This is a genomic window from Paenibacillus pedocola, assembly GCF_031599675.1.
Classification (GTDB): Bacteria; Bacillota; Bacilli; order Paenibacillales; family Paenibacillaceae; genus Paenibacillus_AQ; species Paenibacillus_AQ pedocola.
Genome location: NZ_CP134223.1, coordinates 4,542,154 through 4,555,918, shown reverse-complemented (window position 1 = coordinate 4,555,918; position 13,765 = coordinate 4,542,154). Strand labels below are relative to the sequence as shown.

General features: G+C 53.8%; 8 protein-coding genes. 7 read left to right on the top strand and 1 reads right to left on the bottom strand.

Features of this window, described 5'->3' with window-relative positions:
- Nucleotides 1-99 precede the first annotated feature (99 nt).
- From QU597_RS20330 to QU597_RS20315, 4 genes are all read left to right on the top strand, one after another.
- A complete protein-coding gene (locus QU597_RS20330; protein ID WP_370656201.1) occupies nucleotides 100-2,190 on the top strand; it encodes an alpha-glucuronidase family glycosyl hydrolase in 2,091 nt (696 codons plus the stop codon).
- Nucleotides 2,191-2,203: 13 nt separating this feature from the next.
- Nucleotides 2,204-2,998, top strand: a complete 795-nt coding sequence (locus QU597_RS20325) for a Nif3-like dinuclear metal center hexameric protein (RefSeq protein ID WP_310829577.1) — start codon at nucleotides 2,204-2,206, stop codon at nucleotides 2,996-2,998.
- Nucleotides 2,999-3,209: 211 nt separating this feature from the next.
- Complete coding sequence (locus QU597_RS20320; protein ID WP_310829576.1) at nucleotides 3,210-4,811, top strand: extracellular solute-binding protein; 1,602 nt, start codon at nucleotides 3,210-3,212, stop codon at nucleotides 4,809-4,811.
- Between the two features lie 48 nt (nucleotides 4,812-4,859).
- On the top strand, nucleotides 4,860-8,366 hold the full coding sequence (locus QU597_RS20315; RefSeq protein WP_310829575.1) for a glycoside hydrolase family 2 TIM barrel-domain containing protein: 3,507 nt from the start codon (nucleotides 4,860-4,862) through the stop codon (nucleotides 8,364-8,366).
- A gap of 322 nt (nucleotides 8,367-8,688) precedes the next feature.
- Here QU597_RS20315 and QU597_RS20310 read toward each other — a convergent pair whose 3' ends face one another.
- Nucleotides 8,689-9,342, bottom strand: a complete 654-nt coding sequence (locus QU597_RS20310; RefSeq protein WP_310829574.1) for a GntR family transcriptional regulator — start codon at nucleotides 9,340-9,342, stop codon at nucleotides 8,689-8,691.
- Nucleotides 9,343-9,577: 235 nt separating this feature from the next.
- On the opposite strand from QU597_RS20310, the gene uxuA reads away from it, so the two are divergent.
- Genes uxuA through uxaC form a run of 3 tightly spaced genes read left to right on the top strand, consistent with a single transcriptional unit; the run spans nucleotide 9,578 to nucleotide 13,695 of the window.
- Entirely contained in the window at nucleotides 9,578-10,654 is a 1,077-nt protein-coding gene (gene uxuA / locus QU597_RS20305; protein WP_310829573.1) for a mannonate dehydratase, read from the top strand.
- Nucleotides 10,655-12,265 (top strand): mannitol dehydrogenase family protein, encoded by a 1,611-nt coding sequence (locus QU597_RS20300; RefSeq protein ID WP_310829572.1) that lies wholly within the window; start codon nucleotides 10,655-10,657, stop codon nucleotides 12,263-12,265.
- Between the two features lie 20 nt (nucleotides 12,266-12,285).
- Nucleotides 12,286-13,695, top strand: coding sequence for a glucuronate isomerase (gene uxaC / locus QU597_RS20295; protein ID WP_310829571.1), 1,410 nt, complete (start codon nucleotides 12,286-12,288; stop codon nucleotides 13,693-13,695).
- Nucleotides 13,696-13,765 lie beyond the last annotated feature (70 nt).

Below are 13,765 nucleotides of genomic sequence, written 5' to 3'. Positions count from 1 at the left end.
AGATTAAGTATTACGGCTAATTTATGAGAAATCTGCTGTATAAAGTGCAATAGCTAGGTATATCCAATACTCAGGCAAAACACAGGAGGAGTCTTCCAGATGATGAAAGAATCCAAGGAGCGTCACAATTCTATAGCAGACCATGGCTACGGCGCCTGGCTGGGCTATCCGGCACTGCCGCAGGGCAGGCTGCAGGAGCAATATGTGAAATGGTGCGGAGCGGTGAGCGTTACGGAAGCTGACGATACGGTTCAGGCTGCGCTGGCCGAATGGGGCAGGGGCATCGAAGGCATGCTTGCTATCCAGGTCCAGGCCGATCATGAGTTAAGCCCCGGTGCTTCAAGGGTTGCCATCGGCACCTTCGGCGGCGGAAATACGCTGATCCGCAATGTGTTTAGTGAGGCTGACATCCGCAAGGTGGAACGTGAAGGGTTTGCCATCCGCACGAGTGCAGATCATAACTGCATTGCTGTAGGAGCCGCTTCGCCGGCAGGCGTTCTCTATGGAGTGTTTCACCTGCTGCGCCTGCTTGGCACATTGCAGGAGATTGAGCAACTCGATGTAACCGTGAATCCGGTAAACGGGCTGCGGATGATCAATCATTGGGATAACTTTGACGGCAGTGTGGAGCGGGGGTATGCAGGGAGATCCTTTTTCTATGAAAATAACCGGTTTACAGAGGATATGGGACGGATCCGCGACTACGCGCGGCTGATGTCCTCGACCGGCATCAATGCCATCGCGATCAATAATGTGAATGTCCATGCCCTGGAGACGCTGTTTATTTCGGAATATTTGCCTGAGGTGGCAAGCATTGCTGATATATTCAGGCTGTATGGCATCCGGCTGTTCCTGAGCGTTAATTTTGCCGGACCGATGCATGAAGGGGAAGTAGGTACAGCCGATCCGCTCGATCCGGGCGTACGCAGCTGGTGGCAGCGCAAAGCGGCCGATATCTATCAGGCGATCCCTGATTTCGGCGGCTTCGTGGTCAAGGCGGATTCGGAGAACCGTCCGGGACCTTTCACTTACGGGCGCGACCATGCCGATGGTGCGAATATGCTGGCTGAAGCCCTTGAGCCCCATGGCGGAATCGTCATCTGGCGCTGCTTCGTGTACAACTGCAAGCAGGACTGGCGCGACCGCAAGACAGACCGGGCGAGAGCGGCATATGATCACTTCAAACCGCTAGATGGCAAATTCAAAGACAATGTCATTCTGCAGATCAAGAACGGGCCGATGGATTTCCAGGTCCGCGAACCTGTATCCCCGCTGTTCGGGGCGCTTGAGCGGACCAATCAAGTGATCGAATTCCAGATTGCCCAGGAATATACCGGCCAGCAGCGCCATGTCTGTTACCTTGTCCCCCAGTGGAAAGAGGTACTGGAATTCAATACGAATGCCAAGGGGGAAGCTTCTCCGGTCAAGCATATTGTAGACGGCTCGCTATGGGGCAACCGGTACAGCGGGATCGCGGCGGTGTCCAATGTAGGCAATGACCGGAACTGGACCGGCCATCTGCTGGCCCAGGCTAATCTGTACGGATACGGCCGTTTAGCCTGGAATCCGGAGCTGGGCGCGGAAGAGATTGCCGGGGAATGGATCGCTCTTACCTTTGGCCAGGATCCGGCAACGGCAGCTGTGATCAGCCGGATTCTGCTGGATTCGTGGGAGATTTATGAATCCTACACAGCTCCGCTCGGCGTGGGCTGGATGATCAATCCGGAGCATCATTACGGGCCGAATGTGGACGGCTATGAATATTCCCAGTGGGGAACGTACCATTATGCCGACAACCGCGGGATTGGAGTCGACCGGACCGTGAAGAGTGGTACGGGTTACAGTTCCCAGTATATCGGCAGCAATGCTGCACGTTATGATTCGCTCGAGGAATGCCCGGATGAATTGCTGCTGTTCTTCCATCATGTTCCGTATACCCATGTGCTCCATTCCGGCAAAACGGTGATCCAGCATATTTATGATACTCATTTTGCTGGTGCGGACCGTGCGGAAGAGCTGGTCACCTTATGGAGCAGCTTGCAGGGGAACCTCAGAGAAGATCTGTTTGTGCAGGTAGAGGAACGACTTAAAGGGCAGGCTGCTCATGCCAAGGAATGGCGCGACCAGATCAATACGTATTTCTTCAGAAAGAGCGGCATTATGGATGCAAGCCGGCGAACCATCTACTGAGAGGTGAATGGCCATGACAATTACTTTCGGACATATCATTGATCGCTTGACGGCCGGCGTCGGCTGGCTTGATCCTACCGTGGACAAGCTGGACCCGGGGAGCCTGGAGACAGAGGTGCGGGGGATCGTTACGGCCTTTGCAGCCTCACAATATGTAATTGAACAGGCGGCTTTGTTTGGGGCGAACCTGATCGTGACTCATGAAGGGGTTTATTACAGCCACCAGGATCAGCGGGAATGGCTGGGCGGGGATCCGGTATTTTTGCAGAAATCTGCCCTGATCGCATCTTCGGGCATTGGGATTTACCGGTTTCATGATTATGTGCACCGTTACACGCCGGACGGAATAACAGAAGGGCTGATCCGTGCACTCGGCTGGCAGGATTATGTAACTGAGCATCGGGCCGCAGTGTCGATATTAACCATTCCGGCCATGTCTGTCAAAGACGCTGCAGAGATGGTGAAGCGGCAGCTGGAAATCTCTTACGTGCGTGTGGCGGGAAATTTAACTGCTTCCTGCACCCGGGTGGGCATTCTGGTTGGTTATAGAGGCGGAGGTCCAGTGACAATTCCCCTGTTCGAACAGGACAGCCTGGATCTGATGATTGCCGGAGAAGGGCCGGAATGGGAAACTCCGGAGTATATAAAAGATGCCGCCGCACAGGGGCGCCACCGGGCGCTAATCATGCTGGGCCACGCTGAGAGTGAAGCACCCGGCATGAAGCTGCTGGCCGAGCGGCTGTCGCAGCAGTTTCCTGGCCTGCCCGTCCGCTTTGTGCAGGACAGGCCGGTATTTCAAATCCTATAGTTAATCCATACCTCTTTGCCTTCAGGCGGGCGAGGGACCTCCAGGTTCCCTGCGGTTCCCCCTGCCGGCAAGGAGGTTTTGAGTTTTAGAGCGTGCACTTGCGTTTTTAGCGATTCATTTTGCATATTGAACATTGCCGTATACCCCCGATACAGCTTACATTGAAGGAGCATCAAGTTTCCCGATAAACAGAAACGGAGGTCGTTATTGGATGATTTCTATGCGAAAGAGAAGGTTTCAGCCCTTGGCAGCTGTTCTGCTGGGTCTTACCCTGCTGTCCGCCGGATGCAGCGGTTCGAATAATGGAAGAATTGAAAGCGCTTCTAATACAACGGGAAATGATATTGCAGCAGATGCAGAAAACTTCTCCTACCCGATGCCGGGCGGTGTCGAACTGACCTATATGAATGAAACGCTGGGTGGCACGCCGGAACGCCTGCCGATTGATGAGGAGTACGAGGGGCGGACCGGCATCCGAATCAGGCAGCTGGGCGGAGCGCCGATGACCGACCAGAAATTCAGCCTGCTGCTGGCCTCGGGCGAGCTGCCGGATATTTTTCTCAACACCTGGCTGCAGTATCCGGGCGGGCCTGATAAAGCAGTGGAACAAGGCTACATTCTGAAGCTCAATGATCTGATCGACCAGTATGCCCCGAACCTCAAGAAGACGTTGAAGGAGCATCCGGAAATCGACAAAATGATCAAAACCGATGACGGTACCTATTATGCCTTCCCGTTCATCCGCTCTGAAATCGGGCGGGTATATGGCGGGCCGATTATCCGGCAGGACTGGCTGGACGAGCTGAACCTCAGTGTTCCGGAGACCATTGATGAATGGCATACGGTATTGACCGCTTTTAAAGAAAAGAAACATGCCAGCGCACCCGTAACCTTCCGCACGTTATTTCTGGGGGAGCGGACCGGCGGATTCGCCGGGGCCTTCGGAGTGATGGGCAACTTCTATGTTGATGACGGAAAGGTTGTCTACGGTTACCTGGAGCCGGGCTATAAGGAATACCTGAAAACGATGGCCCGGTGGTATAAGGAGGGGCTGATCGATAAGGATTTTGCTTCGATAGATGCTGCAACGGTAGATAAAAAGATGACCTCGGGTGAGAGCGGGGCGACGATCGGCTGGCAGTTCTATATCGAAAAATACAATTCAGCCGTACAGGGGACCGGCAAGGAGGCCTCTTTTGTTGCAACTCCTTATCCGTCTGCCGTGAAGGGACAGCTCCCGGAATTCGGCCAGCTTGACAACGCTTATGCCGGTACAAGTTCGGCAGCGATTTCAGCCCGTACCAAAAATGCGGAAGCAGCCATGCGCTGGCTGGACTATGCCTACACGGAGGAGGGCAGCCTGCTGAACACTTACGGCGTTGAAGGAGTCACGTATAACCTGGTGAACGGCAAACCGGTCTACACCGATCTTGTGGTCAACAACCCGGAAGGTCTGGGGAGCGATCAGGTCATGTCCAAATACGCCCATAGTACCAACTTTCCAATGATTCAGCAGGATAACAACCTGCCGGCCAAATATCCGGCAACGGCCGAGTCCATTGCCATCTGGAAGAAAACCAATCATGAGCAGCATCTGCTTCCTCCAGTCACTCCAACCGCCGAAGAAGCCGATGAAATGAGCAGTATAATGAACGACATCAACACTTTTGTAAAAGAAACCGAGCTGAAAATCATTTTGGGTATCGAATCCGCTGATAACTACGACAAGTACGTGCAGCAAATGAAGGACCTGGGCATTGAACGCGCGCTGGATATTCAGCAGGCTGCATATGAGCGTTATTTGAACCGTTAAAAAGAAGATGGATTGCATAGCAACCACTAATGGGAGGGATTTATGGCGATGAGCATGAAAAGGATATGGAACGGCGACTGGGAATTCAGCAAGCAGCCTCTTGGATCGGAGCTGGTGTACGTAGCTGCTGAGGGAGAGTGGATGCCGGTGACGCTGCCTCACGACTGGCTGATCTACAACACTCATGACCTGTATGAGAACAGTGAGGGCTGGTACCGTAAAATCCTCAGCCTGGATGAGGTGCCGGCGGATAGTTGTCTTTCTCTGCGTTTTGAAGGCGTATACATGAATTCCACACTATATGTTAACGGACAGGCTGCAGGTGAATGGAAGTATGGGTACTCAACCTTTGAGTTCGAGATTACCCCCTTCCTCAAAGCCGGAGACAATACGATTGTGATGCGGGTTATTCATGAATCGCCTAATTCCCGCTGGTATTCCGGCGCGGGAATCTACCGCTCCGTATGGCTTCATACGTATCCGAAAACGCATATTGTGTCTGATGGTATCTATATAGCAGCCAGACCGGCGGACGGTGGAACCTGGACAGTGGATGTAGATTCCGAGCTGCATATCGCAGCAGGTGGAAGCTCTGCGGAATTGAAGCTCCGCCACACGGTCCTGGATCCCGGCGGGGTAGTGGTTGCCCAAGCAGAAGCTGCCGTGCATGCGCAGAGCGCAGAGCAGACTATGCATGCACATAGCCGGCTGGCAGTGGAGCAGCCGCAGCTCTGGGATATTGATAGTCCCAGATTGTATACGCTTAAGACAGAGCTGCTGGGTGGAGACGCAGTTACTCAAGAACAGACCCAGAGCTTCGGGCTCCGCACGGTGGAGCTGGATAGGCAAAAGGGCTTTTTCCTGAATGGCCGCCACCTTAAGCTTAACGGGGTGTGCCAGCATCATGATCTGGGCGCGCTGGGGGCAGCCGTCAACAAAGCCGCCCTGCGGCGGCAGTTCGTGCTGCTGCAGGAGATGGGTGTGAACGCCATCCGCACTGCTCATAATATGCCCGCGGCCGAGCTGATGGAGCTGGCGGATGAGCTGGGCGTGCTGATTGTCTCGGAAGCCTTTGACATGTGGGAACGCAGCAAGACGCCTTACGACTATGCCCGTTTCTTTCCGGAATGGTATAAGAAGGATATCGCCAGCTGGGTTCGGCGGGACCGGAACCGGCCAAGTCTGATCATGTGGAGCATCGGCAACGAGATTTATGATACCCATGCCGATGCCCGCGGCCAGGAGGTCACCCGGATGCTGCAGGATGAAGTGCTGATTCATGATCCGCGTGGCAACGGCTTTGTGACGATCGGATCGAACTACATGCCTTGGGAGAATGCCCAGAAATGCGCCGACATCGTCAAGCTCGCGGGGTACAACTACGGTGAGAAATATTATGACCGGCACCATGAAGCGCATCCGGACTGGATTATCTACGGCAGTGAGACCTGCTCCACCGTACAAAGCCGGGGAATCTATCATTTCCCGCTGGACCAGCCGGTTCTTGCCGATGATGATCAGCAGTGCTCCTCGCTCGGCAACAGCTCTACCAGCTGGGGCGCCAAAAGCACGGAAGCCTGCATCACCGGGGACCGGGATGCCGCATATTCCCTCGGGCAGTTCCTGTGGACAGGCTTCGATTATATCGGTGAGCCGACGCCTTACTTCACAAAGAACTCTTACTTCGGGCAACTGGACACCGCAGGGTTTCCGAAGGATGCCTATTATATCTATCAGGCGGAATGGACAGATTACAGAACCCGCCCGATGATTCATATTTTCCCTTACTGGGACTTCTCCGGGGGGCAGCTGATTGATGTGCGGGTGTGCTCCAATGCGCCGCGGATTGAATTGTTCCTAAATGACATTTCGCAGGGAACCTATGACATCGACCATGCCCGCGGCCTGCAGCTGCTCGGGAACTGGCAGCTGCCGTATACGAAGGGTACTCTGCGGGCAGTTGCCTACGACGAGTATGGTAACGTGATTGCTGAAGAGCAGCGCTCATCCTTCGGGGATGCCGCTTCACTGGTCCTTTCAGGAGATAAGCTGGAACTTACGGCTGACGGCCAGGATCTGATCTTCGTGACCATTGCTGCTGCCGATTCACAGGGTCTGCCGGTGGAGAATGCCAACAACCGGGTGCACTTGAGCGTTGAAGGACCAGGACGGCTAGTCGGTCTCGATAACGGGGACAGCACCGATTACGATGCCTACAAAGGCGTAAGCCGCCGGATGTTCAGCGGCAAGCTGCTGGCAATTATTGCAGGTACACTGGAAGCCGGTCCGATCACGCTGCGTGCAGCCTCACCGGGTATTGCGGATGCTGAGATTGAGCTGAATTCGATTCTTCCTGCAATGCGTAAGGGTGCTGAGCAGGAGCTGATTCTCTATGCAGATAACCCGCTGGAAGCAAACGGGCAGTCTAAGGACATCAGCGGCCCTTCACTGGCGGAGATTCCGGTACGGAAATTGGAAATCATCTGTCCAGAGGGTCTTGTTCTTACGCCGGATAAGGCGGGTCTGCCGATCCGCGTGAAGCTGCATCCGGAGAATGCGACCTTCCGGGATGTGGAGTGGCGCATTACTAATGCAGCCGGTGTGGACTCCAATCTCGCTTCCCTGGCGGTGAACGGGCATGAGGCGCTTATTACGGCTCTGGGGGATGGCGATGTGTTTATCCGCTGCGGAACAGGGAACGGTGCGGACGGTATACGCCTCTATTCACAGATGGGGCTCAAGTTGACCGGCTTCGGGCAGGCATACCTTAACCCGTATGAATTCGTCTCCGCCGCTTATCACAGCAAAGCCAGTTATAATCTGACCAACGGCAATGAGCGCGGTGTAGCTACGGCGCGGGAAGGTGAGAGCCTGATCTGTTTCGAGCGTGTCGACTTTGGCAGCTATGGTGCGGATGAGCTCACTCTGCCGATCTTTGCGCTGGACAGTGACGAATATCCGATCGACATTTGGGAAGGTATCCCGGGGCAGGATGACGCAGAGCTGCTGGACACGGTACTCTACCAGAAACCGTCCCAATGGAATGTATACCAGGAAGTAACTTACAAGCTGCCTAAACGGTTGAGCGGCATCACGACTCTGTCATTTGTCCTGCGGAAGAAGATTCACTTGAAGGGCTTCCAGTTTATCCGGGAGAGCAAAGCTTACGCCCGCCTGGATGCCCTTGCGAACAGCCGGATTTACGGGGATACTTTCTCTGTAACAGAGACAGCGGTTGAGGGCATCGGCAACAATGTGTCGCTGATTTTTGAGGACATGGATTTCGGGGAGCAGGGGACCTCACGTCTTGTTATCTGCGGGCGTTCTGCGCTTCGTAACAACACAGTGCATCTGCTGTTCAGCGGCCAAGGCGGCGAATCCAAACAGCTTGTCGAGTTTGCCGGCGCAGAATCTTACACGGAGCGGGAATTCACACTGGAGCCGGTATGCGGCAAACAGACCGTAACCTTCCTGTTTCTGCCGGGCAGCAGGTTCGACTTTCAGTGGTTTCAGTTTCTGCCTGCAAAGGATGAAGCTGGAGGAGTTCAAAAATAGCAGTACAGCAGAATAGCATTACAATATAACTATAAGAACAGCCCGTCTCCGGCATTCCGGAGACGGGCTGTTTGTGCTGCAGCTAAATATATCGTGAGTCTCGTCTATTGTGACGAGGAAGCGCCTAAAGTTGGAGTGGAGCTCCTGCTGAGGAACGGCCGTGGCACGAAATCAGAGGTATAAATCCCTCTGATTCCGCAGAAACACGGCTCGCCCCAGCGGACAATAATGGGCTGTCCGACAGCCCCTGGTCAAGGGAGGAGTAGATTCACCCTTCAGGGTGGTCTTGTACAATTGTAGGCGACCGAAGCTTAACGAATGACTAAGCTTTGATGTAGTCTGCGAAGTTCTCCTGCAAATAGAGCGAGTTAATGTCTTCGCGCAAATGGTGATGGATCAGCGCGTCTAGCTTGTCCGTTTCCTGAGAGGTCATGTATTCAAGGATACGCTGGTGCTCCGTCCAGATCTCCTCCAGCTTCTCCTGACGGAGCATGTGCAGCCGCCGGTATCTGACATAATGCACATTGGACTGCTGGATCAGATTCCACAGGAATTCCCTTCCGGCCAGCCGGAAAAGGGCAGCGTGGAACGAATCGTCCAGGTTGAGAAAATGCTCCGTGGCATCCTCTTCATGGATCGCAGCCTTCTGCCTGTCCAGAATCTCCTTCAGCTCATGAACACCCTTCAGCACCAGATGAGACGAGAGATATTTCATGATCTCTTTTTCCAGGACGCTGCGCAAATAAATAATCTGTTCAACCGACTCCAGATCTATGAACGAAACCAGGTTGCCCTTCTTCGGATAGATATCAATATAGGATTCCAGACTGAGCTGTTTCAGCACATCACGCAGCGGGGTCCGCGAAATCTGGAACCGTTCGGATAGAACAGTCTCACTGAGAATAGTGCCGGGCTTCAGCGTCAGGGTCAGAATTTCATGCTTGAGCGTCTTCATGATTTGTTCTTTGATCGACATTGTGTTTCGGCTCCATCATCCGTATTTTAAGTTCTAGTATACATCAATGTCCGCTGTGATAAAAGAAAACTTTCACGAAACAAGTCAATTTTTTCGCTATTTATCGATAATAGTATACGTTTTCAAAAGAAGTATTGACAAAATTGTGTTGCTTATTTTATGATCTACACAAACTTGTATACAAGATTCAAGGCATTTGAAATCATCGTTTATACATCCTAAGGAGGGCTTATTAATGAACATGACGTGGAGATGGTATGGCGAAGGGAACGATAACATCACGCTTGACCATGTACGGCAGATTCCGGGGGTAATGGGTATCGTCTGGTCGCTGCACGATAAGGTAGCCGGTGAGGTCTGGGAGATGGGGCGGATACAGGAAGTGGCGGATCAGATTACGGCCAAGGGCTTCAGCACCGCCGTGGTGGAAAGTGTCAACGTTCATGATGATATCAAGATCGGCCTGCCGACCCGTGACAAATATATCGACATCTATATCGATACAATCCGTAAGCTCGCAACAGTCGGCGTTAAAGTCATCTGCTATAACTTCATGCCGGTGTTCGACTGGACGCGCACAGAGCTGTACAAGGAGCTGCCGGACGGTTCGAATGCCCTCTTTTATGAAAAGGCTGCCATTACCGATAATCCGCGTGAGATGGTGGACCGGATTCTCCAAGGCGCAGGACAATTCACCATGCCGGGCTGGGAGCCGGAACGGCTGGCGAAGCTGGATGAGCTGTTTGCAGCTTATGCAGATGTGACGGAAGACAAACTGTTCGACAACCTGCAATATTTCCTGGAGCGTATTATTCCGGTATGTGAAGAAGTGGATATCAAAATGGCAATTCACCCGGATGATCCGGCCTGGCCGATCTTTGGCCTGCCGCGCATTATCCGCAGCCGCGATACGATCCGCCGTTTTCTGGATTTAGTAGACAGCCCTTACAATGGCCTGACTTTCTGTACTGGGTCGCTTGGTACGAATCCGGAGAACGACCTCCCGGCGATGATTCGCGAGTTCCATGACCGGATTTATTTTGCCCATATCCGCAATGTGAAGGTATTTGACAACGGAGACTTCATCGAAGTATCCCACCGCGGCCGGGATGGCAGCGTAGATGTGGCGGAAGTCGTTAAGGCCTACCACGAGAACGGATACACGGGTTATGTGCGTCCGGACCACGGCCGTCATCTGTGGGGGGAAGAGAAAAACTGCCGTCCGGGGTATGGCTTGTACGACCGGGCGATGGGTATCATGTACCTGCTCGGCGTATGGGACAGCCTGGATAATGTGAAGGGGGCGAAATAAATGCTGCGCCTGAGCCGAACCAGTATCCTGGATGAGGCAGCCTCATGGGAGGCTGCTGGAGTCGAACTTCCCAAATTCGACTATGACACAATAGCGGAGAACACGCTGGCGAAGCCGGAATGGATTCATTTCGGTGCGGGCAATATTTTCCGCGGATTCGTGGCGAATGCCCATCAGAAGCTGCTGGACAGCGGCACAGCGGACACGGGCATCATCGCGGCGGAGACGTTTGACTTCGAGATGATCGATAAAGTCTACAAGCCGTATGATAATCTGACCCTGCTGGTACTGATGAATGCGCGCGGCGATTTCCAGAAGAAAATCGTCAGCAGCATCGTAGAAGGCCTCGCCGCCGATAAGAACCGTGAAGATGATTACAACAGGCTGACGGAGGTGTTCGAGAACCCGAGCCTGCAGATGGCCAGCTTCACGATCACGGAGAAGGGGTATTCCCTGACCGGCCCGAACGGCCAATATCTCGGCATCGTCGAGAAGGACATTGCGGGCGGTCCGGAGCAGCCCGTTCATGCCATGAGTATTGTCGCTTCGCTTGCATACAAGCGGTATCAGAAGGGTGCCTACCCGATGACCTTCGTCAGCATGGACAACTGCTCCCATAACGGCGATAAGCTGAAGAATGGGGTCGTAACCATTGCCAGAGAATGGGCCGCCAAGGGGTTGGTGGAAGCAGGCTTCGTGGTTTACCTGGAGAATGAGCAGCTGATCACCTTCCCGCTGTCGATGATCGACAAAATCACGCCGCGCCCGTCGGAAACGGTGCAGGCAGCACTGCTTGAGCAGGGCATCGGTGAGATGGATGTGATTGTTACCTCCAAGAATACCTATACTGCCCCGTTTGTAAACGCTGAGATCAGTGAATATCTGGTCATTGAAGACAAGTTCACGAACGGCCGTCCTCCGCTTGAGCAGGCGGGCATTATTTTCACCGACCGGGATACCGTCAACAAGGTGGAGACGATGAAGGTGACCACCTGCCTTAATCCGCTGCATACCGCACTCGCCGTATCGGGCTGTCTGCTCGGCTATACCCTGATTGCCGATGAGATGAAGGACGATACGCTGCGCAAATTCGTGGAAATCATCGGCTACACGGAAGGGCTGCCGGTTGTTGTTGATCCGGGCATCCTTAGTCCGAAGCAGTTCCTGGATGAGGTGCTGAAGGAGCGCTTCGCCAATCCATTTATTCCCGACACGCCGCAGCGGATTGCAACCGATACCTCGCAGAAGGTCGGCATCCGCTTTGGGGAAACGATTAAATCGTATATCCGCAGAGAGGATCTTGATCCGGCTGGGCTGACAGCGATTCCGCTGGCGATTGCCGTCTGGTGCCGCTATCTGCTGGGCGTGGATGATGAAGGGAACGCCTTCACCCTCAGTTCTGACCCGCTGCTCGAAACACTGCAGGGGCATCTGCAGGGCGTGAAGCTGGGGGACGCCGCGTCGAATGTGCGGGCAATTCTGCAAGATGAGCAGCTGTTCGGCGTGAAGCTGTATAACATCGGCCTGGGCGATAAGATTGAAGGCATGTTCTATGAGCTGCTGGCCGGACCGGGAGCGGTAAGAAGCACACTGGAGAAATATCTGAAATAAGAGGTAAGGGAGCATGCGCAATGAAGGCACTGATTCATGAGGATTTTCTGCTGCAGTCTGAGGAAGCCCGGATACTCTACCATGAGTATGCCAAGGACTTGCCGATTATAGACTACCACTGCCATCTTGATCCGCAGGCCATCGCTGAAGATAAACGGTTTAACAGCATCACTGAGGTCTGGCTGGGCGGGGACCATTATAAATGGCGTGCGCTGAGAACCTTTGGCATTGACGAGAAATATATTACAGGCAATGCTTCCGATGAGGAGAAGTTTTCCAAGTGGAGTGAGGTTCTGCCCTTTACAATCGGCAATCCGCTGTTTCACTGGTCGGCCCTAGAATTGAAAAGTTATTTTGGCATAGAGGAGCAGCTGAATCCGCAGAACTGGCGGGAAATCTATGAGCATTGCAATACGCTGATTGCAGGTAAGGGCTTCTCTGCTCAGGGACTCATCACACGCTCCAATGTGAAATGGATCTGCACTACAGATGATCCTGTGGAGGATCTGAAGTACCATGCCCGGATAGCCGGGCAAAGTCAAAACACCTTCAAAACCGTAGTGACGCCGACCTTCCGGCCGGATAAAGCACTGCTGATTGAAGCCGACAGCTTCCCGGCATATCTGACCAGCCTGGAGCAGGCGGCAGGGTACCCGATTACCAGCTTCGCGCTGATGGAACGTGCCCTGCTGGAGCGGATTGAATATTTCCACCGTCAGGGCTGCATGATCTCCGACCACGGGTTCTCGCATCTGCCGTATGAGGAAGCTCCGGCCTCAGTCCTCGAAGACATCTTCAGCAGACGTCTGGGCGGTGACAACCTCAGCAGGCTGGAGTGTGACCAATACGCGACTGCGCTGCTGCTGGCCATGGGCCGGCAATACGCTGCGCACGGCTGGGCCATGCAGCTGCATATCGGGGCAATCCGTAATCCGAATACGCGCAGATTCCGCGAGCTGGGACCAGATACTGGCTTCGATACCATTGGCGACAACAGCTATGCCGACCGGTTATATAAGCTGCTCGACGGGCTTGACCGGACCGGAGAGCTGCCCAAGACGATCATTTACAATCTGAATGCGGCACAGAATGATGTGCTGGCAGCGATGACCGGTTCTTTTCAGGGCGACGGCATCAAGGGCAAAATCCAGTTCGGCTCCGGCTGGTGGTACAACGACCAGAAGGACGGCATGATCAAGCAGCTGACATCCCTGTCGAATCTTGGTCTGCTCAGCTGCTTTGTCGGCATGCTGACGGATTCCAGATCGTTCCTGTCCTACACGCGCCACGAGTATTTCCGCCGTATTCTGTGCAACCTGATCGGAGGCTGGGTCGTAAACGGCGAAGCGCCAAGGGATCTGCCTTTCCTGGGCCGCATCGTGCAGGATATCTGTTATCATAATGCTGACCGCTATTTTGAATTAGGCTGATGGCCTGATTCCGTTATTCCTATTTAGCGCAGAGCCTGGAGTTCCGGGCTCTGCGTTTTTTTGCTATTCT

What these genes read in the sequence shown, in the direction of transcription:
- QU597_RS20315 (WP_310829575.1), top strand. Translation starts at nt 4,860, where the DNA reads ATGAGCATGAAAAGGATATGGAACGGCGACTGGGAATTCAGCAAGCAG.
- uxuA (WP_310829573.1), top strand. Translation starts at nt 9,578, where the DNA reads ATGAACATGACGTGGAGATGGTATGGCGAAGGGAACGATAACATCACG.
- QU597_RS20310 (WP_310829574.1), bottom strand. Translation starts at nt 9,342, where the DNA reads ATGTCGATCAAAGAACAAATCATGAAGACGCTCAAGCATGAAATTCTG.
- QU597_RS20330 (WP_370656201.1), top strand. Translation starts at nt 100, where the DNA reads ATGATGAAAGAATCCAAGGAGCGTCACAATTCTATAGCAGACCATGGC.
- uxaC (WP_310829571.1), top strand. Translation starts at nt 12,286, where the DNA reads ATGAAGGCACTGATTCATGAGGATTTTCTGCTGCAGTCTGAGGAAGCC.
- QU597_RS20325 (WP_310829577.1), top strand. Translation starts at nt 2,204, where the DNA reads ATGACAATTACTTTCGGACATATCATTGATCGCTTGACGGCCGGCGTC.
- QU597_RS20300 (WP_310829572.1), top strand. Translation starts at nt 10,655, where the DNA reads ATGCTGCGCCTGAGCCGAACCAGTATCCTGGATGAGGCAGCCTCATGG.
- QU597_RS20320 (WP_310829576.1), top strand. Translation starts at nt 3,210, where the DNA reads ATGATTTCTATGCGAAAGAGAAGGTTTCAGCCCTTGGCAGCTGTTCTG.